The following is a 23,467-nucleotide window of genomic DNA, read 5'->3' on the forward strand; positions in this document are numbered from 1 at the left end:
GGGGGGGGGGGGGGGGGGGGGGGGGGGGCGCGGGCGGGCCGCCTCTTCCCCCCCCCCCCCCCCCCCCAAAACCCCCCCCCCCCCCCCCCCCCCCCCCCCCCCCCCCCCGCCCCCCGCCCCCGCACCGGCCATCCGCGCCCCGCACCCCGGCCTGGCAAGGCACCCCGCACCCCGCACCCCGCCCCCACCGGCAGCGCCCCCGTTCAGCGCCCCCCGTCAGCGCGGCCCGTACCGCCGCCCCGTCCGAGAAGTGATCCCGCTCAACGCCCCCCGAGGCGCCAGCTTCGCCAGCCCCGCGAGCGCCTTGTACCGGGGATCCGGCACCGACAGCGTCCGCCCCCGCGCCAGATCCTTCATCGCCGCCGCCACCAGCCGGTCCGCGTCCAGCCACAGCCAGCCCGGCACACTGCCGGTGTCCATCCCGGCCCGCTCGTGGAACTCGGTCCGCACGAACCCCGGGCAGAGCGCCATCAGCCGCACCCCCGAACCGGCCAGGTCCCGCGCCGCGCCCTGGGTGAACTGCACGACCCACGCCTTGCTCGCGCCGTACGTCCCGCGCGGGACGAACGCCGCCATCGACGCCACGTTCACCACCCCGCCGCGCCCCCGCTCCCGCATCCCGGAGACCGCCGCGGACGTCAGCCGGAGCACCGCCTCGCAGTGCACCTTGAGCATCGTCAGCTCGTCCGCCATGGAGACCTCGAGGAACGTCCCCTTGTTGCCGAAGCCGGCGTTGTTGACCAGCAGGTCCACCGGATGCCGGCGTTCGGCCAGCCGCGCCTCGACCGCCGCGATCCCGGCCTCCGTCGCGAGGTCCGCGACCAGGACGTCGGCCTCGATTCCGTGCCGGTCGTGGAGTTCGGTGGCCTGTTCCGCGAGCCGCCCGGCGTCCCGGGCGACCAGCACCAGGTTGTGCCCGTCGGCGGCGAGCCGCCGGGCGAAGGCCGCCCCGATACCCGCCGTGGCTCCTGTGATCAGTGCAGTCGTCATGCGCGAAACGCTAGCGGCCGGCCTCCCGCCCGGCCATGCCCGGTGGCCCGCAGCGGACGCGGCCCCTCCGCCCGTACCCCGCGCGCACCCCTCCGCCCGCGCGTCGCCCGTACCCCGCCCCCACCCCCACGCCCGCACTCCGTCCCCGCCCCCCAAAGCCTCCCTTATGGTTGAGGGCATGATCGAGGCCCGTCATCTGAGAGTGCTCCGCGCCGTAGCGGCCACCGGCTCGTTCTCGGCCGCCGCCCGCGAGCTCGGCTGCACCCAGCCCGCCGTCAGCCAGCAGATGAAGGCGCTCGAACAGTCCGTCGGCACCCCGCTGCTGGTCCGCGCCGGCCGCGAGATGCGCCTCACCGAGGCCGGGGAGGCCCTGGTGCGGCACGCCGCCGGCATCCTCGCCGGGCTCGCCGCCGCGGAGGAGGAGGTCGCCGCGATCGCGGGGCTGCGCGCCGGACGGGTCCGGCTCGTCTCGTTCCCCAGCGGCAGTTCCACCCTCGTGCCGACGGCGCTCGCCGAAATGCGCGCGGACCACCCCGCCACCCGGATCTCCCTGGTCGAGGCCGAGCCGCCGCGCTCGGTGGAGCTGCTGCGGGCCGGCGACTGCGAGATCGCGCTGGCCTTCCGCTATCCGGAGGTGCGGGGCGCCGACCCGGCCGCCGCCGCGGAGTGGGACGACCTGGTCGTCCGGCCGCTGCTCACGGACCGCCTGGTGGGGGTGGTGCCCGAGGGGCACCGGCTCGCCGCCGCGGAGCGGGCCGGTGTCGCGGAACTGGCCGAGGAGCCCTGGATCGCGGGGTGCCCGCGCTGCCGCCGGCACCTGGTCGAGGTGTGCGAGGACGCCGGTTTCTCGCCGCGGATCGACTACGCCACGGACGACTACCCGGCGGTGATCGGGCTGGTCGGGGCGGGGCTCGGGGTGGCGCTGCTGCCCGAGCTGGCGCTGGCGGGCCCGTCCGTCGGCGGCGGCTGGGGGGCGGCGCCGGCCAAGGGCGTCGCGACGGTGCGTGTGGAACCGGCCGTGCAGCGCGAAGTCGTGGCGCTCACGCTTCCCGATCTGGCCCGGGTTCCGGCGGTCGGGGCCATGCTCGACCGACTGGCCCGCGCCGCGCTGCGCTGATCCGGTCGGCAGAATCCCCGGTCGGCGGCGTGCGAGCCGTGATGAATCGTTTCTTCAGTTCCGGTTCCCGCTGTCCTGTCAGTTGCTCGTGGTGGCGATGACCCGGTGCCGGGCCCGCCCCATCAGCTCTTCGCGCTCGTCCTCCGTCAGCCCGCCCCAGACTCCGTAGGGCTCACGGACCGCCAGCGCGTGCGCCGCGCACTCGGCACGTACCGGGCACCGCATGCAGACCTCTTTGGCCGAGGCCTCACGCGCACTCCGTGCCGCGCCGCGCTCGCCCTCGGGGTGGAAGAACAGCGAGCTGTCGACTCCGCGACAGGCGGCCAGGAGCTGCCAGTCCCACAGATCGGCGTTGGGACCGGGAAGGCGGGAGAAATCTGCCATTGCTTATCCCCTCGGAGGTGTTCCGGTGCGGATACAGCCCGACCGTACATCCACTGTGTAAGTAGATGTAAATATGACTCATTGCGAATCTAGCGACAGACACCGGCAGATGTGAAGAAAAGCCGCCAAATAGGGCATAGTCCATCCGGAGGGCCCGGCCGCGCGGTGCGCTCGATGCGTGTCCGAGCCCTCACGTAGAGTGTTGAGAGCAGCCGACGTAGCCCGTAACTCTTTCGGGTGACCGTCGTTGAGAGTGCGGAGGCGGTTGACGAAACAAGTACTCGGGCGCACGTCCGAGGCGGTCAATCGCACAGGTGACGATTCGTACCAGCCTGGAGGCTCAAGGTGACGCGCATCAGCTGCGGAGGGCGGCCATGACATCCGTCCTCGTCTGCGACGACTCCCCGCTTGCCCGAGAGGCGCTCCGCCGCGCGGTTGCCACCGTGCCCGGCGTCGAGCGCGTGACGACGGCCGCCAACGGCGAGGAAGTCCTCCGCCGCTGGGGTGCCGACCGCTCGGACCTGATTCTGATGGACGTACGGATGCCCGGACTCGGCGGTGTCGAGACCGTGCGGCGGCTGCTCTCCGCCGACCCCGGCGCCCGGATCATCATGCTCACCGTCGCCGAGGACCTCGACGGTGTGGCGCTGGCGGTGGCGGCCGGTGCCCGCGGGTATCTGCACAAGGACGCCTCGCGGGCCGAGCTGCGCGCGACGGTGACCCAGGCGCTCGCGGACCCGACCTGGCGGCTCGCGCCGCGCCGGCTGCGGTCCGCCGAGATGGGCGCCGCGCCCACGCTGACCGCGCGGGAGATCCAGGTGCTGGAGGGGATGAGCCACGGCCGTTCCAACGCCGAGATCGGCCGTGAGCTCTTCCTCTCCGAGGACACGGTCAAGACGCACGCCCGGCGGCTCTTCAAGAAGCTCGGTGCCTCGGACCGCGCGCACGCCGTCGCGCTCGGTTTCCGCTGGGGCCTGGTCCGCTAGGCCGGTCCCGGTGTCCTGTCGGGCCGGCTCCGGGACGCCTCGTGCCGCGGGCCGGGGGAGTCCTGTGGCTGCCCCTGCCCCGCCCCACGGCTCCGCACCCACCGGGCGGACGGCCGTCCGTGCCGTGCGGAGCTCCGGGGGCCGGGAGGCGGAGCGCGCCCGGCCCCGGAGCCGGGCGGCCGGCGGCTCCGTGCCGCGTCGCGGGCCGTCGCCGGGGTGGCGGATGTCACCGGAGTGCGGCGGCCCGGGCGTGAGATGGCGAACAGTTCCACAGCCGGTCCGGAGGGTCCGCCGCAGGAAAAGGGCGGCCCCGGTCGGTACCGCGGCGGGCGGGGTGAGTACGTTTCGCGCGCTCTGCCGCATCCTTGAAGCATGGAGTGTCTCGGGGACGGCTCGGCCGGGGGGAGGGCGCAGGACGTGACAACCGGCGCACCTGCTCATAACGCTTCGGTGCACAACTACGGACGCGGTGCCGAGGAGCATCCCGCGCCAAGGCACCATGGACCGATGCGCGAAGACGAGAACCGGGGCTCCCCCATGGCCTCAGGCCCTGGGGGCATCGCCGCGCTCGTCCATCGCGCGGTCGAGGGTGACGAGCGCGCCACCCACGACCTGCTGGCCCATGTGCACCCGCTCGCGCTCCGCTACTGCCGGACCAGGCTGTCGCGGCTGCCGGGCGACGCCCGGCACTTCGTGGACGACCTGGCCCAGGAGGTCTGCCTGGCGGTTCTCTGCGCGCTGCCCCGCTACCGGGACACCGGCCGGCCGTTCGAGGCCTTCGTCTTCGCGATCGCCGCGCACAAGGTCGCGGATCTGCAGCGGGCGGCGATGCGCGGTCCGGGCAGTACGGCCGTGCCGTCCGACGAGATGCCCGAGCAGCCCGACGACTCGCTCGGGCCGGAGGAGCGGGCGCTGCTGAGCAGCGACGCGGAGTGGGCCAAGAAGCTGCTGGCGAATCTGCCGGAGAACCAGCGCGAGCTGGTCCTGCTGCGGGTCGCCGTCGGGCTGACGGCCGAGGAGACGGGCCAGATGCTCGGGATGTCGCCGGGCGCGGTCCGGGTGGCCCAGCACCGGGCCCTGAGCAGGCTCCGGGCGCTGGCCGAGCAGTAGCCTCCGACCACCCCCCGGCGGCCGTTAGCATGGGAGTCCGCGCTGGGCAAGAGCACTGGGGAAGGTGTCATGACTGACAACGTCGAGGGAACGCCCGAGAAGTTCGCGATGCTCGGGCTGACATACGACGATGTGCTGCTGCTGCCGGGCGCGTCCGAGGTGCTCCCGAACGCGGTCGACACCTCGTCCCGGGTGTCCCGCAACGTCCGGGTCAACATCCCGCTGGTCTCGGCGGCGATGGACAAGGTCACCGAGGCCCGGATGGCCATCGCCATGGCCCGCCAGGGCGGTGTCGGTGTGCTGCACCGCAACCTCTCCATCGAGGACCAGGCCAACCAGGTCGACCTGGTGAAGCGGTCCGAGTCCGGGATGGTGACCGACCCGATCACCGTCCGGCCGGACGCCACCCTGCGCGAGGCGGACGCCCTCTGCGCCAAGTTCCGGATCAGCGGTGTGCCGGTGACCGACGCCTCGGGCAAGCTCCGCGGCATCGTCACCAACCGCGACATGGCGTTCGAGATGGACCGCAGCCGTCAGGTCCGCGAGGTCATGACGCCCATGCCGCTGGTCACCGGCAAGGTCGGGATCTCCGCCGAGGACGCGGTGGAGCTGCTCCGCCGCCACAAGATCGAGAAGCTTCCGCTGGTCGACGAGGCCGGTGTGCTCAAGGGCCTCATCACGGTCAAGGACTTCGTGAAGGCCGAGAAGTACCCGAACGCCGCCAAGGACGCCGAGGGCCGGCTGATCGTCGGCGCCGCGGTGGGCGTCGGCGACGAGGCGCTGGACCGGGCGCAGGCGCTGGTCGAGGCGGGTGCCGACTTCCTGGTCGTGGACAGCGCGCACGGCCACAGCCGCGGCATCCTCGACATGATCGCCAAGGTCAAGTCCAACGTCCCGGTGGACGTCATCGGCGGCAACGTCGCGACCCGGGACGGCGCCCAGGCGCTGATCGACGCGGGCGTGGACGGCGTGAAGGTCGGCGTCGGTCCGGGCTCGATCTGCACCACGCGGGTCGTCGCCGGCATCGGCGTGCCGCAGGTCACGGCGATCCACGAGGCCGCGCGGGCGTGCAACGCGGCCGGTGTCCCGCTGATCGGCGACGGCGGCCTGCAGTTCTCCGGTGACATCGCCAAGGCCATCGCGGCCGGCGCGGACACCGTGATGCTGGGCAGCCTGCTGGCCGGGTGCGAGGAGTCGCCGGGCGAGATGGTCTTCATCAACGGCAAGCAGTTCAAGTCCTACCGCGGCATGGGCTCGCTGGGCGCGATGCAGTCCCGCGGGCAGGCCGCCTCGTACTCCAAGGACCGTTACTTCCAGGACAACGTGCTCTCCGAGGACAAGCTGGTCCCCGAGGGCATCGAGGGCCAGGTGCCCTACCGCGGCCCGCTGGGCTCGGTGGCGCACCAGCTCATCGGTGGCCTGCGGGCGTCGATGGGCTACGTCGGCTCGGCGGACGTCGCGGAGCTCAAGGAGAAGGGCCGCTTCGTCCGGATCACCGCGGCGGGTCTCAAGGAGAGCCACCCGCACGACATCCAGATGACGACCGAGGCGCCGAACTACAGCCGGCGCTGACCGGAGCGCACTGCGGAGCCCGCGGGCACAGGCCCGCGGGCTCCGGCATGCGCGTCGGGGATACTGGAACGGCAGAACCTTGAGGGAAGGGCCACACACGTGACTGAGATCGAGATCGGGCGCGGCAAGCGCGGCCGCCGGGCGTACGCGTTCGACGACATCGCCGTCGTCCCCAGCCGGCGCACCCGGGACCCGAAGGAGGTCTCGATCGCCTGGCAGATCGACGCCTACCGGTTCGAGCTGCCGTTCCTGGCCGCTCCGATGGACTCGGTCGTCTCGCCGCAGACCGCGATCCGCATCGGTGAGCTGGGCGGACTGGGTGTGCTCAACCTCGAGGGGCTGTGGACCCGGTACGAGGACCCGGAGCCGCTGCTCGCCGAGATCGCCGAGCTGGACGAGCGGACCGCCACCCGCCGGCTCCAGGAGATCTACGCGGAGCCGATCAAGGAGGAGCTGATCGGGCAGCGCATCAAGGAGGTGCGCGACTCCGGTGTCGTCACCGCCGCCGCGCTCTCCCCGCAGCGCACCGCGCAGTTCTCCAAGGCCGTGGTGGACGCCGGGGTCGACATCTTCGTGATCCGCGGCACCACGGTCTCCGCGGAGCACGTCTCCGGTGCCGCCGAGCCGCTGAACCTGAAGCAGTTCATCTACGAGCTGGACGTGCCGGTGATCGTCGGCGGCTGCGCCACGTACACCGCGGCGCTGCACCTGATGCGGACCGGCGCGGCCGGTGTGCTGGTCGGCTTCGGCGGCGGCGCCGCGCACACCACGCGCAACACGCTTGGCATCCAGGTGCCGATGGCGACCGCGGTGGCCGACGTGGCCGCGGCGCGGCGGGACTACATGGACGAGTCCGGCGGCCGCTACGTGCACGTGATCGCCGACGGCGGCGTGGGCTGGAGCGGTGACCTGCCGAAGGCCATCGCGTGCGGCGCGGACGCCGTGATGATGGGGTCCCCGCTCGCCCGGGCGACCGACGCCCCCGGCCGCGGCCACCACTGGGGCATGGAGGCGGTGCACGAGGACGTGCCGCGGGGCAAGCGGATGAACCTCGGCGCGGTGGGCACCACCGAGGAGGTCCTGCTCGGTCCCTCGCACACCCCGGACGGTTCGATGAACTTCTTCGGCGCGCTGCGCCGGGCGATGGCCACGACCGGCTACTCGGAGCTCAAGGAGTTCCAGCGGGTCGAGGTGACGGTCGCACCGTCCCAGCACGACAACCGCTGAGGCGTACGGCGGGCACCGAGGCGCCGGAGCCCCGGCCGCCCCGGCGCTCCGTACGGGACGAGGTGCCCGTCGGGTGAGCAGGAAAGCCCCCGGCCGCGATGCGGCCGGGGGCTTTCGTCCGTCCCGGGGGGCTTGTCGTCCGTCCCGGTCAGGCCCCGAGCTTCTTCGCGGTGCTGAAGCCGGCGAAGCCCGCGAGCGCGAAGAAGAGCGCGTCGACGGGCTCCAGGCTCTTCTTCCAGGCCTGGGAGAGCAGGTCGAGGTGCTGGGTGAGCACGTCGACGAGCGAGCCCCGGCCGATGTCGGAGATCACCAGGGCGAAGCCGAACAGCTGCCCGCAGTAGACGCCGAGCAGGCCGAGCACGGCGCCGACGACGGGCAGCACCGGATGCCGTCCGCCGGCCTTGCCGAGGACGGCGCCGACGAGGGCACCGACACCGACCGCGAGGTAGCCGATCTGGGTGCCGTCGAAGGCCTTGAAGATCCCGCCGTAGGCGGCCGCGCCGATCAGCATGGCGGCCGCACCCGCGACGATCGCCAGGCCGGTGGTGCCCCGGCGGGCGGCCGGTGCCGGGGGCGGGAAGCCGCCGGGCATGCCGAAGGGCTGCTGCGGGGGCGGGGAGCCGCCGGGCTGCGCCGGGCCGTACTGCTGTCCGGGCTGCTGCTGAGGCTGGTTCATCGTTCCCCCGTGGATGTCCCTGTGGCACCGCGTTCCGGAATCCGGGCAGAATTCGGACTGGAGTGCGGTTGCGCGGATTTCGGCCAGAACATTAACAGGTGCTGACGGTCCGACAAGGGGATTCCACGGTCCGTGACCGGGCTGGTACCGCAGGGGCGGCGGCAGCGCCGGTTCCGGGCCGGAGCAGGGCTGGACCGAAGCCGGATCACGGCCGGCCGGGGGAGGGCGACCGGACCTCCGCCACACGCCGGGCCACCAGAAAGCCCTCCAGGGCGGCGACGGTGTAGAAGGCGATGTCGTTCCGGCTCAGGATCTCGTGCCGCCAGTAGGCGAGAGCCGGTCCGGCGTGCCCGGTCAGCGGATCGACGGCGGAGTACTCCGGCTCGACCGTGCCCACCTGCAGGGCCGCCGCCAGCAGTTGGGCGACCGCGACACCGGCCGCGGCCAGCGGGATGCCGCAGAGCGAGGCCGGCAGGGAGCGTCCGCCCGCGGTGCCCAGCGCCACGCCCACGAGCAGGCCGATCGCCAGGGCCCAGTAGCCGAGTTCGTGCCCGGTCCGGCCGAAGGAGCCCTGGGCGAAGCCCAGGACCAGGGCGGAGACCGCCGCGGTCGCGGCGCCCACGGCCACCCCGGGGCCGGTGCGTCCGTCGGACGGCCCGCCGTCCGGGGCCCTGTGGGCGCTCCGGCTGCCGTGCGCGGCCGCGCGCGCTCCGGTGCCGCCGGGCACCCGGGCGCTCCCCGGACTTCCGGACTGCTGCCGGACCGTCACCCCGACGTGCGCCCTCTCCTCGCGTCGCGCGGCATCGCTCACGGAGCGGCTGCGCGGCACCCGAAAGGGCGGCCGCCGGTGAGGTGTCCCCCGGTGGTGTCGTGGATTTCGCCCATCGTCAACTCTCCCGACCCGGCTCGGTGCGACGCCAGGGCGTGTTTCGACAGTCCCGTCCGGCCGGAGGTGTCCGCCCTTCGGGCGGACAACGCTACTGTCGAAACACGCCCCGGCAGGTGATTCCGGCCGCGGGCCGCGGGAATCACAGCCGGTGGGCCGCGCCCGCGGGTGTCGCGCCCCGGGTGTCCAGCAGCAGTTGGGCCTTGACCGCCAGCCCCTGGAGGTCGTACGTGCGGTGGTGCTGGAGCAGCAGCGTCAGATCGGCCTCGGCCGCGGCCTCGTACAGCGCGTCGGCCCGCGGCACCGGACGGCCCGTCACCTGCCACTGCGGGACGTACGGGTCGTGATAGCTGAGCTGGGCGCCCATCTCCATCAGCCGGGAGCCGATCTCCCGGGCGGGCGAGCCCTCCTGGTCGCCGACGTCGGGCTTGTAGGTCACGCCGAGCAGCAGCACCCGGGCGCCGCGCGCCGACTTGCCGTGCTCGTTGAGCAGGGTCGCGCAGCGCTGGATCACATAGCGCGGCATCCGGCCGTTGACCTCCTGCGCCAGCTCCACCATGCGCAGCGGGTAGCCGAAGCTGCGGCCCCGGTACGAGAGGTAGTTGGGGTCGATCGGGACGCCGTGGCCGCCGACCCCCGGCCCGGGGCGGAAGGCCTGGAAGCCGAACGGCTTGGTCTCGGCGCAGCGGACCACGTCCCACAGGTCCACCCCGATGTCGTGGCAGAAGACCGCCATCTCGTTCGCCAGGGCGATGTTGACGTGCCGGTAGTTGGTCTCCAGGAGCTTGACCGTCTCGGCCTCGCGGGGGCCGCGCGCCCGGACGACGCGGTCGGTGAACCGGCCGTAGCTCGCCGCCGCGGCCTCGGTGCACGCGGGCGTGAGACCGCCGATGACCTTGGGGACTCCGGCGTGGCCGTGGACGCGGTTGCCCGGGTCGAGACGGCTGGGGGAGTACGCGAGGTGGAAGTCCCGTCCGGCGCGAAGACCGGAGCCCTCCTCCAGGATCGGCCGGAGGAATTCCTCGGTGGTGCCCGGGTAGGCGGTGGACTCCAGCACCACGGTCGCGTGCGGACGCAGCCGCGCGGCCAGCATGCGGGCGGCCTCGGCCACCGCGGACAGATCCAGTGCCCGGTCCTCGCCGAGCGGGGTCGGCACGCAGATCGCGGCCGTGCGGACGCGGCCCAGCTCCGCCGGGTCGGTGGTGGCCCGGAAGCCGCCGGAGAGCATCCGGCGCAGCTCGGCGGCGGTGAGCGATCCGTCCACCGGGGGGCGGCCGGCCCGCAGCTCGGCGACGGCGCGGACGTCGGTGTCGTAGCCGATGGTGGGAATACCCGCGGCAGTGGCGGCCTGGGCGAGGGGGAGACCGAGGTGACCGAGTCCGATGACGGCGAGGTCTGCGGGCATGGCTGCGGGCCGTCCTTCCCGAGACGAGGCTTCGTGGCTGGTTGTGCCGTATGTGCTGGCTGTGCTGTATGTAAGGCTAAGCACACATATGACTGATATTGAGGATTGGCTGATGGTGGAGACCCCGGTGTTGCCGCCGCGGGCGCAGGATGGCCCGGGGTGCGCAGGCACCGGGAACCGGTCGGCGACGGCAGCGGCGACCCGGATCAGGACGGGAGGCAGCGGTGAGGACAGCGACACTGGGACCGGCCGAGCGCAGTGAGGCACTCGCCCGGATGGCGGAGCGGGAGCTGGACATTCTCGTCGTCGGCGCGGGCGTGGTCGGCGCGGGCACCGCGCTGGACGCGGCCACCCGCGGGCTGGCGACCGGGCTGGTCGAGGCGCGGGACTGGGCGGCCGGCACCTCCAGCCGGTCGAGCAAGCTCATCCACGGCGGACTGCGCTACCTGGAGATGCTCGACTTCGCCCTGGTGCGGGAGGCGCTGAAGGAGCGCGGGCTCCTGCTGGAGCGGCTGGCACCGCACCTGGTGAAGCCGGTGCCGTTCCTGTATCCGCTGGCCCACCGGGCGTGGGAGCGCGTCTACGCCGGATCGGGCGTCGCCCTCTACGACGCCATGTCGCTCTCCTCCGGCCACGGCCGCGGCCTGCCCGCGCACCGGCACCTGACCCGCACGCACGCGCTGCGGGTGGCGCCCTGCCTGAAGAAGGACGCCCTCGTCGGCGCCCTCCAGTACTACGACGCCCAGATGGACGACGCGCGCTATGTGGCGACGCTGGTGCGCACGGCCTCGGCCTACGGCGCCGAGGTGGCCAACCGGGCCCGGGTCATCGGCTTCCTGCGCGAGGGCGAGCGGGTGGTCGGGGCGCGGGTGCAGGACGTCGAGGGCGGCGGCGAGTACGAGGTCCGGGCCAAGCAGGTGGTGAACGCCACCGGGGTGTGGACGGACGAGACCCAGCGGCTGATCGGCGAACGGGGGATGTTCCACGTCCGGGCGAGCAAGGGCATCCATCTGGTCGTGCCGAAGGACCGGATCCACTCCACGTCCGGGCTGATCCTGCGCACCGAGAAGAGCGTGCTCTTCGTGATCCCGTGGGGCCGGCACTGGATCATCGGCACCACGGACACCGACTGGGACCTGGACAAGGCCCACCCGGCCGCCTCCAGCGCCGACATCGACTATCTGCTGGAGCACGTCAACTCGGTGCTGGCCGTGCCGCTGACCCGGGACGACGTCGAGGGCGTCTACGCCGGGCTGCGCCCGCTGCTGGCCGGCGAGTCGGAGGCCACCAGCAAGCTGTCCCGGGAGCACACGGTCGCCCACCCGGCGCCGGGCCTCGTCGTCGTCGCGGGCGGCAAGTACACGACGTACCGGGTGATGGCCAAGGACGCCGTGGACGAGGCGGTGCACGGCCTGGACCAGCGGGTCGCGGACTGTGTCACCGAGGACGTCCCGCTGGTCGGCGCGGAGGGCTACCGGGCGCTGTGGAACGCCCGGGCGCGGATCGCGGCGGGCTCCGGGCTGCACGTGGCGCGGATCGAGCACCTGCTGAATCGTTACGGCTCGCTGGCCGAGGAGGTGCTGGAGCTGGTCCGGCAGGACCCGGCCCTGGGCGAGCCGCTCGCCACGGCCGACGACTATCTGCGCGCCGAGATCGTCTACGCCGCCTCGCACGAGGGCGCCCGGCACCTGGACGACGTGCTGACCCGCAGGACCCGGATCTCCATCGAGACCTTCGACCGGGGCGCCCGCAGCGCCCGGGAGGCGGCGGAGCTGATGGCGCCGGTGCTCGGCTGGGACGCGAACCAGATCGAGAAGGAGGTCGAGCACTACGAGAAGCGGGTGGAGGCGGAGCGGGAGTCGCAGCGCCAGCCGGACGACCAGACGGCCGACGCCGCCCGCCTCGGGGCGCGGGACATCGTTCCGCTCTGAACCGTCCGGCGGCGGGGCCGGTCCGGGGCCCGTGGCGCCTCGGGCCGGCGCGCCACGGGCCCCGGACCGGGCGGAGCGGCGGCCCCGGACCGGGCGGAGCGGCGGCCCCGGGCCGGGCGGAGCGGCGGCCCCGGGCGAGCCGGACGGGGGAGCGAGGACGGGGGAGCCGGTGCGGCACGGCGCGGCGGCACCGGCCGGGACCGTTCCCCGCGCCGGCTGCTCTCCCCGGCACCGCCGGTCCTCACGACGGGCGGGTTCCGGTACTGTCCGGGCCGTTCAGAAGCCGTCCTCGTTCAGAACCCGTCCTCGTTCAGAAGCCGTCCTCGTTCAGGACGGTGATGCCGGCGGTGAAGTACTCCCAGACTTCCCCGCTGCGGCTGCCCGGGTCGAGTGTGTCCGGTGCCAGCGCGTCCAGCTCCGCGAAGAAGTCCTCCGCCGCGTCCTCACCGGGGCGCGGGTGCCAGCAGGCCTCCATGTAGCGGCGTACACCTTCCAGCACGCGGGTGAAGTGGTCCAGGCCGGGGGAGAGCCGGACGCACTCGCCCTCGGTGACGATGTGGACGCCGCCCTCGCGGCGGTGCAGATACAGCTCGCCGTGCTCGCTGGAGCCGAGGAGCAGCAGATCGGCGGCCTCGACGCCGGCCGGCAGCGCCACCCCGGTCAGGTCCGCCTCACTCGGCGGCGTCATCTTCGCCGCCGGGCAGGGCTCGAAGGTCGTCCAGGCGCACGCCCACCACGACGGCAGTCCGATGTCGCGCAGGTGCGCCCGGCTGCCGGGGTGTTCCAGGGCCACCGGCAGCTCGGGGCCGGGTGTGCGGACGACGTCGACGGGGGCGAACGCCGCGTCGACACGGTCGGCGGTGAGCGGGCCGGCGGGGCCGGGGCGGGAGGGCACCCGCCCCGGCGCGCCCTCCAGCGCCGAGGTGTGGTCGAGACCGCCCCGCGGCCAGTCGTGCAGCACCTCCGGGTCGGTGTCCAGGAGCGCGAGGCCGCAGGTGTCCGCGACCAGATACCGGGTGCGGCCGTCCGGGGCGACGAGCGGCGTGGCGTGCGCCCAGCTCTCGGGCGCGTACAGGGCCGAGCCGTGCAACGGGGGCACCGCGCCGTGGCGGGAGGGCAGGGGCGCGGTGGTCTCCTCCGGCGGGGCCGGTACCGGCGAACCGGTCTCCAGGTCGAGCCAGGTGTCCTCCCAGGCCGCTTTCACGCGCAGCAGCGCACGGCCGTTGTGGTGCTGCAGTCCGAGGGCCTCCGGGCAGGTCAGGTTCGGATGCGCGGAGTAGGTCCGCACCGGACGCCACCACGCCCACACCGCCCGCCAGGGCATCCCCGGTTCGGCTGCCGCGATCCGCTCGGCGTACGCCTGGTGACCGAGCATCGTTGCGGCGAAGTGGAGCCAGGCCGCGAATTCGGCGCGCGGTACCTCCGCGGTGCCGAATACCGCCTCGGCCTGCCGGAACACCTCGACCCCCGGGTGGTCCCCGGCCGGCCGGCGCTCGATGTGCTCCCGTACCGCTGCCCGTTCGGCGGCCAGGAGCCGCTCCGGGGCGTCCGCCCATGCGTCCGTCTCGCTGATCATGACGCCATCCTGGCAGCGAGGTGCGACGGGCCGGCGCGGGGCGGGCCGCGGGGCCGTGCGCCGTGCCGGCCGGCGCTCCGGTGCGGGGCGGCTCAGGAGCGCGGCGCCGGGCTCCTGCGGCAGAACTCCGCCGCGAGGAGGCGGGGTTCCGCCTGCCGGTCGCGCATCACATCGCTGTTGACGCGGTAGCCGAACACCCGGCGGCCGTCCGCGGTGCCGACGACCAGGACGTAGGAGCCGTTGATGACGCCGTTGTGCCCCCAGAGCGTCCGCCCGCAGGGCAGCCGCACCGGGAACAGGCCCAGCCCGTACTTCCCGTGGGTCCCCGCGGTGTCCCGCATCCGCTCCAGCTGAGCCGCGGGCAGCAGCCGGCCGCTCAGCAGCGCCTGGAGGAAGCGGCCGAGGTCGTCGAGGGTGGAGACCATCTCCCCGGCGGCGCCGGCGCTGGACGGGTCCAGCGCGGTGACGTCCACGCGCTTCCGGCGGTGGCCTCCGGGGCCGGGCGGCCGGGTGGAGTACGCCCGGCCGTGCGGTGCCGGCAGGCCCTCCCGGGTACCCGGGAAGGAGGTGCCGGACAGCCGCAGCGGACGGAGGATCCGGCGCCGGATCTCCGCCGGGTAGGGGTGGCCGGTGACCTGCCGGACGATCAGGCCCAGCAGGATGTAGTCGGTGTTCGAGTAGCGGTAGCCGGTGCCCGGCCGGAACCGGGGCGGATGGCGCAGCGCCACCCGGACCAGCTGCCGGGGCGTGCGGGAGCCCGCCCGGTGCACGGGGAGTCCCCTGCCGAAGGACTGGTCCCGCAGCTCGCGGTCCCCGGTGTAGTCGAAGAGCCCGCTGGTGTGGTCCAGGAGCTGGCGGACCGTGATCCGGCGGCCGTCGTTGCCGTTGCCCCGCACCAGGCCCGGCAGGTGCCGCTCCACGGTGTCGTCGAGGCGCAGCCGTTGCTCCGCGGCGAGCTGCAGCGTCACCGTGGCCACGAAGGTCTTGGTGACGCTCCCGGCCCGGAACCGGTCGTCGGGCCGGATCCGCCGCTTGCTGCGCACATCGGCCACCCCGGCCGTGCCGAACCAGGTACGGCGCCCGTCCCGCGCCAGGGCCGCCGCGCCCGGGGCGTCACCCTCGGTCACCAGCCCCCGGACGGCGGCGGACACGCCCGGCCGCGCGGGGGCGGAGGCGGGGCGCTCCTGCGGGGCGCAGCCGCCCGCCAGCAGCGCGGCCAGCACGGCCGCCACCACGGGGGTGCGGGCGGTGCGCTGGGCCATGCCGGGCCTTTCGTCGGGTGGCCCCATCATGACCCGCTCCTCCCGGTGGGACGGCGGCAGGGTGCCCGCCGAGGCGGACCCGGGCCTTCCCCACACCCGTGCATGAGGGAGAATGAGGGCTCTGCCGGGGGCGGGCCGCCCGAGTTGGAACCGAAAGCGCCGACAGGTCGCCAAGGACGACAGCCAACTCGGCGCCATCGTGGATTGATTGCAGGGCTGAGGGGATTCATGTCGAAGGCGGAGCAGACGCAGGGAACCACAGGACGGCTCCTCGCCGGGCGCTACCGGCTCGGAGAGGTCCTCGGCCGCGGCGGCATGGGTACGGTCTGGCGCGCCCACGACGAGACCCTCGGCCGGACGGTCGCCGTCAAGGAACTGCGGTTCTCGACCAACGTGGACGAGGACGAGAAGAAGCGGCTCATCACCCGGACGCTGCGTGAGGCAAAGGCCATTGCCCGGATCCGCAGCACCGGCGCCGTCACCGTCTACGACGTGGTCAACGAGGACGACCGGCCCTGGATCGTCATGGAGCTCATCGAGGGCTGCTCCCTCGCGGACGTCGTCCGGGACACCGGCGGCCTCACCCCGCAGCGCAGCGCCGAGGTCGGGCTCGCCGTCCTCGACGTGCTGCGCGCGGCGCACCGCGAGGGCATCCTGCACCGCGACGTCAAGCCCTCGAACGTCCTCATCGCGGACGACGGCCGGGTCGTGCTCACCGACTTCGGCATCGCGCAGGTCGAGGGCGACCCCTCGGTGACCTCCACCGGCATGCTCGTCGGCGCCCCCTCGTACATCGCGCCGGAGCGCGCCCGCGGCCACAAGCCCGGCCCGCCGGCGGACCTCTGGTCGCTGGGCGGCCTGCTGTACGCCTGCGTGGAGGGCGTTCCCCCGTACGACAAGGGCTCGGCGCTGGCGACGCTGACCGCGGTGATGACCGAGCCGCTGGACCCGCCGAAGAACGCGGGGCCGCTGGAGGAGGTCATCTACGGCCTGCTGGCCAAGGACCCGGCGCAGCGGCTGGACGACGCGGGGGCGCGGGCCCTGCTGGAGGACGCGCTGAGCGCCCCGGAGGACCAGGGTCCGCAGGCGCCCGAGCCGACCCGCACGATGATGCTGCCGACGCCTCCGGTGCCGGAGGAGAAGGCCGCTCCCAAGCCGCAGAAGAAGGCCGAGACCAAGGCGGAGCCGCGGCCGGAGCCGCAGCCGAGGGCCAAGCCGCCGGCCCGCGCCGAGGCGGAGGAGCGGATGCGCGGCGCGCTGCAGGCGGTGCGGGGCGCCGCCGCCGCGGCCAAGGAGAAGTCGTCGTCCGTGGCGAAGTCGGCGGCTGCCGCCAGGTCCGCCGCGGCTGCCCGGGCGGCCGGCGCGAAGTCGTCCGCCGGGGCGCGCGGTTCGTCCGCGGAGGGCCCGGCGGGCAACGGCGGCCGGCGGACCACCGGGGTCTCCCTCACCGATGTGGTGCCCCGCCGCACGCTGGTGATCGTCGCCGTGGTCATCGCTCTCGCGGTGATCGGTCTGGTGCTGGCCCTCACGCTGAACAGCGGGGACGGCAACGTCGCCGAGGGGCCGCGGAACGGCGGGGCCACCGCCACCGGCGCGCAGACCCGCGCGGAGGAGACCGGCGGGGGAGCCGGCCAGGACGGCGAGCGGGACGAGGACGCGGGCCGGCCCACCGAGAAGCCGCAGGGCGGCGCCGGGAAGGACGAGTCCCCCGAGGACGGGAAGCGCCCGCCGAAGGACGGCAAGAAGGACGGCGACGGCGGGAAGGGCGAGCCGGCGGGCTTCGCCACGGTGTCCAACAGCCGCTTCCACTTCTCCATGAAGATGCCGGAGAAGTGGAAGCTCACCCGGGTCGCGGGCCAGAACTCGGGCGGCATCTTCAGCGCGTCCGGCGGCTTCCCCCGGGTGCAGGTCGACTTCGGCTCCTCGCCGGGGACGGACGCGGCGGCCGCGTGGCGGAGCCTGGAGCCCGCGGTGCGCAGCAACTCGTCCGGCTACCGCTCGCTGGGCATCCGGAGCGTCGACTACCGGAACTACCCGACCGTCGCCGACTGGTCCTTCGAGCGCACCCAGAACGGCCGTCAGGTGCGGGTGCTGAACCGGGGCTTCAAGGTGGACGGCGACCACGGCTACTCGATCATGATTTCCTGCGGCAAGGACGCCTGGAAGGGCAAGGAGTGCTCCACGATCCGGGATATGGCCTTCAAGACCTTCCAGCCCAAGGACTGAGGCCTCGGGGACGGGACCGGTACTGAGGCCGGGACCGAGGCGCCGGGCCCGTCCGGTCCGGGAAGCCGACGGGCGGCCGGAGTCCGTCGCGGACGGGCGGACCGTCCCCGCGACGGGCCGCCTCCCCGTCGTGGACGTCCCCGCGCCGGGCCGTCCGGGAGCCGGGCGGCCCGCGGTGAACGGCCGCCCGGACGCCGTCGGTTGTGCCGTCCGCTCGGCAGGGTCCGGCTCCGGCACGTATCGTGAGTTCCCGCGGACCGTACGCAGCCGTAACGCGCCCGAAGCCGAGTGGATGTGACGGTTCGTACGGCCGGCGGGTCCGGCTGGGTGAGGTGTGGATCGCGCGCTCCGGGGAGGCGTCGTGGAGGACTACGCGGGTCGGGTGCTCGCCGGCCGCTACCGGCTGCCCCGGCCGCCCTCCGACGTCTACGACCTGGTGGAGACCCGGGCCTTCGACACCTTCAGCGGCCAGGAGGTGCTGGTCCGGCAGATACCCCTGCCGGAGGTGGTGGAGGCCGAGGTCGTCGGCGCGGACGGCCACTACGGCGCCCCCGCGCCCGGGCGTACGGCCCGGCGGCCCGACGACCCGGCGGTGCGGCGCGCCATCGACGCCGCCGCGGCGGCCGCCGCGATACCCGACCACCCCCGGCTCGACCAGGTCTTCGACGTCTTCGCCGACGACGGCAGTCTGTGGGTCGTCAGCGAACTGGTGGCCGCGCGTCCGCTGGCCGCCCTCCTCGCCGAGAAGCCGATGTCCCCGCACCGCGCGGCCGAGGTCGCCGCCGATGTGCTGACGGCCCTCCGCGCGCTCCACGCCCACGGCTGGATCCACCGCAACATCACCGCGCGCACCGTTCTGGTCTGCGACGACGGGCGGGCCGTGCTCACCGGCCTGGCGGCCGGCGCCGCGGAGGAGGCGCTGTGCGGCTACGACCCGGTGCCGCGGGCACCGGACGACAGCCCGGTGTCCGGTGGCCCCGGAGCGCCGGCGGAGCCGGAGGGGCGGGAGCACCCGGCGGAGGGGAGCGAGGGCCCGGCGGGTCCGGACGAGGAGCCCGGCACCGGCCCGGACACCGCGGAGCGCGCGCCCTGGCCCGGCCCTGCCGCGTCCGGTGACGGACCGGACGACCCGGCCGCCCGTGATGACCGGGCCGCCCGTGCGGAGGCGATCGCCGCCTACCGGGCGGGTACCCGGGCCGCGGCCCGTTCGGACCTCCGGCCGGGGACGGAGGCCGCCCCCGGGCTGCCCGCCCCGCGCCGCAGCACCGACGCCGGCCCGCGCGCCGAGGTCACCCCCTGGGCCGCGCCCGCGCCCGGCGGCGCCCCGCCGGCGCGGCCCGCCACCCGCGGTGAGCTGCCCGCGAGCCCGCTCGGACGCCCCCGGGACGACGACCGGACCGGGGGCGTGCCCGCCGCCCGCCGGGCCGGGCTCGCCAAGGCCGCGGACGGCCTCTCCGGCCTCTCCGGCCTCTCCGGCCTCTCCGGGCACTCCGGGCACTCCGCGCACTCCGCGCACGAGCACGAGCACGGGTACGGGCACGCCGGGCCTCCCGGCGGAGAGCCGCTCCGCGGCGGCGGCACCGGCCGGGCCGGCGCCCCCGGCGCCGCCGTCCACCGCGGCCCGGAGACACCGTTGGCCGCCGAACGGGCCCGGCAGGCGCGCATCCTCGTGGTCGGCGCCGTCACCGAGCGCTGGGCCCCCGAGCAGGCCGGTCCGGTCCACGGCAACTGGCAGCTCGCGCCGCCCGTCGGCCCCGCCACCGACCTCTGGGCGCTCGGCGCCCTCCTCTTCCGCGCCGTCCAGGGCCATGCCCCCTTCCCCGAGGAGAGCGCGGCCGAGCTGGTGCAGATGGTGTGCGCCGAGCCGCCCGCCTACGCGGAGGAGTGCGGTGCGCTGCGCCCCGTCGTCGAGTCGCTGCTGCGCCAGGACCCCCTGGAGCGCCCGGACTTCGAGGAACTGCGCGGCTGGCTCCGCTCGCTGATCCGGTCGGCGCCGGAGCCCGAGCTCGGCAGCCGCACGGTGACCGTCCCCTCGCTCGGCACCGGCGAGCCGGCCGACCCCCGCCGGCTGCCGGTGCTGCGCCGCCGGGGCGAAGTGGTGCGCAGACGGCGCGCCACCGACCCGGCCGTGGCGCACGGGCGGCACAAGCGGGGCCGGGAGAAGGCCCGGAGAGGTCCGCGCACCCTCGGGCTGACGCTGCTGGCGCTGATCCTGCTCGCCCTGGCCGCGGCCGTCGCGTACGCGGTGCTGTTCCTGCCGGGGGCCACCGAGGACCGGGGTGCCGCCCGTACGGAGACGGCCGGTTCGGTGAGCCCGGCGCCCGACCCGGCGGGCGAGGGCGGCCCGGCGGACGGGGACGACCGGGGGAGCGGGGGCACGACGGAGGGCTCGTCGCCCCGGGAGACGCTGTCCACCGAGTCCGCCGGCCTTCCCGAGGGCTTCGCGGTCCGCAAGGACCCCCGGGGGTTCCGGCTGGCCGTCCACCGGGACTGGGAGCGCCGCGGCGAGAACTCCCGCGGCCAGGTGCGCTATCTCGGCGGCGACTGCGAGCTGATCGTGGTGCCCGGCCGGGACCGGGTGGCCCGCTTCGGCAGCGACCCCATGGCCTACCAGCAGGACCGGGAGCAGGAACTGGCGTCGTTCCGGGCGTCCCAGTGGGCCTCGGCCTCCGGGCTCCGCCGGATCGACGTCGGGACCACGGCGATGGCCGAGGGCACCTTCCGGTGGAAGGACAGCAGCGGCCGCCAGATCTACGGCCGCAACCTGGCGATGATCCTTCAGGGCCGCTACCACCTCGTCCTGGTCCTCGGCCCGGACGACCGGCGCGAGGACGTCGACCGCTTCTTCCGGCACGCGAGCGTGACGTACCGGGTGACGGGCTGACGGGCTCACCGGCCCCTCGGCGGACGGATCGGCCTCGGCGGGAGCCGTCGCCGCAGGCCGCGCACTCCGGGCTCGCGCCCGTCGGCCCGCGCCCGCGCACTCCGTAGCCCGCGCTCCGCAGCACGCGCGCCCGCCGCGCTCCGCCTCGCCCGGACGAACCCCGTGTCAAGCCGGCGAGCCGGGCAACACGCCGCAGATCCAGGGAAGTCCACCCCTATGGCCCTGTCCCGGCGGGGACACCGGTGGGGCAGGATGGGCCTCATGGGGAGCTACGGCGGTGGCGAGGGCGGACGGCTGCTCGCCGGTCGGTACCGGCTGGGCGCACGGCTGGGGCGTGGCGGAATGGGCGTCGTGTGGCGCGCCACCGACCAACTCCTGGGCCGCCAGGTCGCCGTGAAGGAGTTATACCGGGACGACGGGCTTCCGGAATCGGAGGCCCGGCTGCGGCGGGAGCGGACGCTGCGCGAGGCGCGGACGGTGGCGCAGCTCCAGCACCCCCATGTCATCGTCGTCCACGACGTGGTGGAGCAGGACGAACGGCCTTGGATCGTCATGGAGTTGGTCGACGGCCGCTCGCTGAGCGACCAGCTCTCCGCCGACGGGCCGGTGCCGCCGCGCGAAGCGGCGCGGATCGCGCTCGCCCTGCTGGGCGCCCTGCGCGCGGCCCACGCCCACGGCGTCCTGCACCGGGACGTCAAGCCGGCCAACGTCCTGATGGAGCGGGGCAGCGGGCGCGTGGTGCTCACCGACTTCGGGATCGCCCAGGTGAGCGGGGGCACGACGATCACCGAGAGGGGCTCGTTCGTCGGCTCGCCCGAGTACACCGCCCCGGAGCGGATGTCCGGCAGCCGGACCGGCCCGGAGTCGGACCTCTGGTCGCTCGGGGTGCTGCTCTGCGCCGCGCTGAGCGGCCGGTCCCTGTTCCACCGGGACTCGCTGGGCGGCGTGCTGCACGCCGTCGTCTCCGATGTGATCCGCCCGCCGGACGCCGCGGCCCCGCTGATGCCGGTCGTCCGGGGCCTGCTGGAGCGCGACCCGGACCGCCGGCTGGACGCGGCCACCGCCGAGTCGCTGCTCGCGGAGTACCTGCGCACGGGGCGGATGCCGGAGCAGTCCCCTTCCGTTTCCCGGGCGTGGCGGGGTGCGGTGGAGCCGCCGGGGGACACCGCGGCGACGGTGTCCGGTCCCGTCGGCGGGCCGCCGGGCTCGGGCGCGACGCGCGCCCGTACGGCCGTGGCGGCTGCGCTGCTCGTCGCGGCGGCGCTCGGGGCCGGGGTGGCCGCTGTGGCGATGCTCGTGGACGAGGCGCCCGGAGGGGGCACCGGCGTGGGGCCTTCGGCCACCTGGAGCCGGGACGGCGGAAAGGGCGGACCGGGCGGGCGGCCGTCCGCGTCCGGGCGGAGCCCGTCACCCGCGGTGACCGTGACCTCGACCGCCACAGAGACGACCGGCCCCACGGGGACCGGCGCCCCCGGGACGCCCGGCCCGTCCGGCTCCTCGACGGCGGCGCCGAAGGGCTACCGCACCGTCTTCGACCCCGAGGGGTTCCGGATGGCGGTGCCCACGGGCTTCATCCGCTCCCTCGATCCCCCACGGGTCCTCTACTCCTCGCCCGGCGCGGTCCTCCGGCTCGGGGTCCGCATCGGGAAGACCGGGGCGGGCAGCCCGCTGGCCGCGCTGCGCAGGGCGAACGGCAAGGGGCCGGAGCACTACCGGGGATACCGCGAAGCCCGGGTCGACGGGGCCTCGTTCCGCGGACGGCCGGCCGCGCGCCGGGAGTTCACCTGGGACGGGGCGGCCGGGAGCGGACCCCGGTGCACCTACGACCTCACCTGGGACGAGGGCGGCCGGAGGTACGAGGTGTCGATGACGGCTCCGGTCGCCGAACGGGCCCGGGCGCGACGCCACTTCGACACCGCACTGGACACCTTCCACCGGACCGGCTCGTAGTCCGGTGCCGGCGCGACCGGCCTGTGACGGCGAGTGCGAAGGGTGCCACGGAGTGAGTCATACAAACTTGCGAGCCGTCCCTTGATCGTGAATGATCGCCTCCGCACTCATGCGATGACGGGGACATCGGGGGACAGGATCGATGAGCGTGCCCAAGGCGTTGCGCCTTGTTCTGAATCTGCCGGATCCGCAAGGTGATAAATCGGCAGCAAACGGGACGGAATCAAAAGAAGCGGTGCCCGGCGTCACGCCGACGCCCGCACCGAATGCACCACAGGTCGAGAATCCCTGGGTGGCCGCTGCGGAGCGGCTCGCTTCCGCCAACAACCCGGCGCCCGTTGCCCAGCCGTCCGCGCCGGATTCCTCCGGTGCCGGGGGCCGGCAGAGGAAAGGCCCGGGGGCGACCGGCACGCCGTGGAATGTGCAGGACGAGAAGAGCGGGACGCTCTTCGCCCGCCGCTTCGGCCGAGGGCTTCTCTGGACGGTCGTCGCCCTCGCCGCGGTGACGGGCGTGCGCTCCTGGTTCTTCCCGTCGAAGCCGGTCCAGGGCCCGCCGCCCATCGTGAAGGCCGGGCCCGCCTATCCCGTCGATACCGCCCAGGCGGTGGCCGCGCGCTTCACCCGCGCCTATCTGACCTGGGACGAGGAGAACCCGGGCGACCGGGAGAAGGCCCTCGCCCTCGACGTCGCCTCGGCGGGCGACCCGGCGATGGGATGGGACGGCAAGGGAAAGCAGGAGGTCGGCGAGGTCTACTCGGGCCGGGTGGCCGTGACCGGAAAGGGCCGTGCCCGGGTCCACGTCGAGGCCCGCGTCCTGCCCGGCACGGGGAAGAAGGGCGGGAAGGGCGGCTGGCTGGGGCTGGACGTCCCCGTCGTCCGGGTCGGTGAACGCGTCGTCGTCAGCGGCGAGCCCGGCCTGGTCGGTCCGACGGCCCCGCCGGCGAACGTCCCGGAGAGCGATCCGCCCCCGGTCGACGCGGCCATGTCGCAGCGGACCAAGGGCGTCCTCACTCAGTTCTTCAAGGAGTACGCGGCGGGCGACACCTCCACGGTCGCCGCTCCCGGGGCGAAGATCCCGGCCCTCCCGGCCGGCATCGACCTGGGCGGGCTGGACGACTGGAGCGTCGACGCCGGAAAGGGCAGCGACCGCACCGGCACCGCCGTCGTCCGCTGGAACACCTCCGGCGGCGCGATGGAACAGACGTACCGGGTCGTCATCACCCGTGTTGCCTCGGCGCAGGCCGAACGCTGGCAGGTCTCCGGCCTGCACGGCGGCGGCAACTGA

The 23,467-nt window shown here is 74.6% G+C and carries 17 protein-coding genes; 10 read left to right on the forward strand and 7 right to left on the reverse strand.

All coding sequences use genetic code 11. The annotated features are described in order from the left end of the window. Positions 1-216 precede the first annotated feature (216 nt). On the reverse strand, positions 217-990 hold the full coding sequence (locus ACFYYR_RS11115) for an SDR family NAD(P)-dependent oxidoreductase (protein WP_388849890.1): 774 nt from the start codon (positions 988-990) through the stop codon (positions 217-219). A 178-nt stretch (positions 991-1,168) separates the two neighbouring features. Here ACFYYR_RS11115 and ACFYYR_RS11120 point away from each other — a divergent pair, with 178 nt between their 5' ends. Then, the gene (locus ACFYYR_RS11120; RefSeq protein ID WP_388849893.1) at positions 1,169-2,107 is read left to right on the forward strand and encodes a LysR family transcriptional regulator; all 939 of its coding nucleotides are present in this window, start codon (positions 1,169-1,171) and stop codon (positions 2,105-2,107) included. Positions 2,108-2,185: 78 nt separating this feature from the next. On the opposite strand, the gene ACFYYR_RS11125 is transcribed toward ACFYYR_RS11120, so the two are convergent. Beyond that, a complete protein-coding gene (locus tag ACFYYR_RS11125) occupies positions 2,186-2,491 on the reverse strand; it encodes a WhiB family transcriptional regulator (RefSeq protein WP_351510749.1) in 306 nt (101 codons plus the stop codon). Between the two features lie 374 nt (positions 2,492-2,865). Between ACFYYR_RS11125 and ACFYYR_RS11130 the strand changes: the two genes are divergently transcribed. From ACFYYR_RS11130 to ACFYYR_RS11145, 4 genes are all read left to right on the forward strand, one after another. Continuing rightward, positions 2,866-3,477: a response regulator transcription factor gene (locus tag ACFYYR_RS11130; protein ID WP_003948568.1), complete on the forward strand. Its 612-nt coding sequence runs from the start codon at positions 2,866-2,868 to the stop codon at positions 3,475-3,477. Positions 3,478-3,984: 507 nt separating this feature from the next. Then, positions 3,985-4,587, forward strand: a complete 603-nt coding sequence (locus ACFYYR_RS11135; protein WP_351510747.1) for a sigma-70 family RNA polymerase sigma factor — start codon at positions 3,985-3,987, stop codon at positions 4,585-4,587. A 69-nt stretch (positions 4,588-4,656) separates the two neighbouring features. Next, the gene (guaB, locus tag ACFYYR_RS11140; protein WP_388849897.1) at positions 4,657-6,159 is read left to right on the forward strand and encodes an IMP dehydrogenase; all 1,503 of its coding nucleotides are present in this window, start codon (positions 4,657-4,659) and stop codon (positions 6,157-6,159) included. A 99-nt stretch (positions 6,160-6,258) separates the two neighbouring features. Next, a complete protein-coding gene (locus ACFYYR_RS11145) occupies positions 6,259-7,386 on the forward strand; it encodes a GuaB3 family IMP dehydrogenase-related protein (RefSeq protein WP_351510743.1) in 1,128 nt (375 codons plus the stop codon). 148 nt (positions 7,387-7,534) lie between these two features. Here the strand turns inward: ACFYYR_RS11145 and ACFYYR_RS11150 are convergent, their stop codons facing one another. The 3 genes from ACFYYR_RS11150 to ACFYYR_RS11160 all read right to left on the reverse strand — a co-directional run bounded on the left by ACFYYR_RS11150 (position 7,535) and on the right by ACFYYR_RS11160 (position 10,353). Then, a complete protein-coding gene (locus ACFYYR_RS11150; protein WP_388849900.1) occupies positions 7,535-8,062 on the reverse strand; it encodes a hypothetical protein in 528 nt (175 codons plus the stop codon). Between the two features lie 205 nt (positions 8,063-8,267). Continuing rightward, positions 8,268-8,873: a hypothetical protein gene (locus ACFYYR_RS11155; protein ID WP_388849903.1), complete on the reverse strand. Its 606-nt coding sequence runs from the start codon at positions 8,871-8,873 to the stop codon at positions 8,268-8,270. Between the two features lie 217 nt (positions 8,874-9,090). Next, positions 9,091-10,353, reverse strand: a complete 1,263-nt coding sequence (locus tag ACFYYR_RS11160; protein ID WP_388849906.1) for a nucleotide sugar dehydrogenase — start codon at positions 10,351-10,353, stop codon at positions 9,091-9,093. Between the two features lie 224 nt (positions 10,354-10,577). Between ACFYYR_RS11160 and ACFYYR_RS11165 the strand changes: the two genes are divergently transcribed. Continuing rightward, complete coding sequence (locus ACFYYR_RS11165; RefSeq protein WP_388849908.1) at positions 10,578-12,284, forward strand: glycerol-3-phosphate dehydrogenase/oxidase; 1,707 nt, start codon at positions 10,578-10,580, stop codon at positions 12,282-12,284. A 310-nt stretch (positions 12,285-12,594) separates the two neighbouring features. On the opposite strand, the gene ACFYYR_RS11170 is transcribed toward ACFYYR_RS11165, so the two are convergent. Together ACFYYR_RS11170 and ACFYYR_RS11175 are read right to left on the reverse strand one after the other, a co-directional pair. Next, a complete protein-coding gene (locus ACFYYR_RS11170; protein WP_388849911.1) occupies positions 12,595-13,860 on the reverse strand; it encodes an SUKH-4 family immunity protein in 1,266 nt (421 codons plus the stop codon). A 92-nt stretch (positions 13,861-13,952) separates the two neighbouring features. Beyond that, complete coding sequence (locus tag ACFYYR_RS11175) at positions 13,953-15,152, reverse strand: serine hydrolase domain-containing protein (protein ID WP_388849914.1); 1,200 nt, start codon at positions 15,150-15,152, stop codon at positions 13,953-13,955. A gap of 198 nt (positions 15,153-15,350) precedes the next feature. On the opposite strand from ACFYYR_RS11175, the gene ACFYYR_RS11180 reads away from it, so the two are divergent. From ACFYYR_RS11180 to ACFYYR_RS11195, 4 genes are all read left to right on the forward strand, one after another. Further along, positions 15,351-17,348, forward strand: a complete 1,998-nt coding sequence (locus ACFYYR_RS11180; protein WP_388849917.1) for a protein kinase — start codon at positions 15,351-15,353, stop codon at positions 17,346-17,348. Positions 17,349-17,709: 361 nt separating this feature from the next. Beyond that, on the forward strand, positions 17,710-20,232 hold the full coding sequence (locus ACFYYR_RS11185; RefSeq protein WP_388849920.1) for a protein kinase: 2,523 nt from the start codon (positions 17,710-17,712) through the stop codon (positions 20,230-20,232). Between the two features lie 261 nt (positions 20,233-20,493). After that, positions 20,494-22,182: a serine/threonine-protein kinase gene (locus ACFYYR_RS11190; protein WP_388849923.1), complete on the forward strand. Its 1,689-nt coding sequence runs from the start codon at positions 20,494-20,496 to the stop codon at positions 22,180-22,182. A 421-nt stretch (positions 22,183-22,603) separates the two neighbouring features. After that, a complete protein-coding gene (locus ACFYYR_RS11195; protein ID WP_388849926.1) occupies positions 22,604-23,467 on the forward strand; it encodes a conjugal transfer protein in 864 nt (287 codons plus the stop codon).

Origin of the sequence: Streptomyces sp. NPDC001922, assembly GCF_042891165.1 — a bacterium.
Taxonomy (GTDB): Bacteria; Actinomycetota; Actinomycetes; order Streptomycetales; family Streptomycetaceae; genus Streptomyces.

Coding starts and splice junctions, on each gene's coding strand:
- ACFYYR_RS11150 (WP_388849900.1), bottom strand. CDS start 8,062: ATGAACCAGCCTCAGCAGCAGCCCGGACAGCAGTACGGCCCGGCGCAG.
- ACFYYR_RS11120 (WP_388849893.1), top strand. CDS start 1,169: ATGATCGAGGCCCGTCATCTGAGAGTGCTCCGCGCCGTAGCGGCCACC.
- ACFYYR_RS11135 (WP_351510747.1), top strand. CDS start 3,985: ATGCGCGAAGACGAGAACCGGGGCTCCCCCATGGCCTCAGGCCCTGGG.
- ACFYYR_RS11160 (WP_388849906.1), bottom strand. CDS start 10,353: ATGCCCGCAGACCTCGCCGTCATCGGACTCGGTCACCTCGGTCTCCCC.
- ACFYYR_RS11190 (WP_388849923.1), top strand. CDS start 20,494: ATGGGGAGCTACGGCGGTGGCGAGGGCGGACGGCTGCTCGCCGGTCGG.
- ACFYYR_RS11175 (WP_388849914.1), bottom strand. CDS start 15,152: ATGATGGGGCCACCCGACGAAAGGCCCGGCATGGCCCAGCGCACCGCC.
- guaB (WP_388849897.1), top strand. CDS start 4,657: ATGACTGACAACGTCGAGGGAACGCCCGAGAAGTTCGCGATGCTCGGG.
- ACFYYR_RS11125 (WP_351510749.1), bottom strand. CDS start 2,491: ATGGCAGATTTCTCCCGCCTTCCCGGTCCCAACGCCGATCTGTGGGAC.
- ACFYYR_RS11180 (WP_388849917.1), top strand. CDS start 15,351: ATGTCGAAGGCGGAGCAGACGCAGGGAACCACAGGACGGCTCCTCGCC.
- ACFYYR_RS11170 (WP_388849911.1), bottom strand. CDS start 13,860: ATGATCAGCGAGACGGACGCATGGGCGGACGCCCCGGAGCGGCTCCTG.
- ACFYYR_RS11115 (WP_388849890.1), bottom strand. CDS start 990: ATGACGACTGCACTGATCACAGGAGCCACGGCGGGTATCGGGGCGGCC.
- ACFYYR_RS11130 (WP_003948568.1), top strand. CDS start 2,866: ATGACATCCGTCCTCGTCTGCGACGACTCCCCGCTTGCCCGAGAGGCG.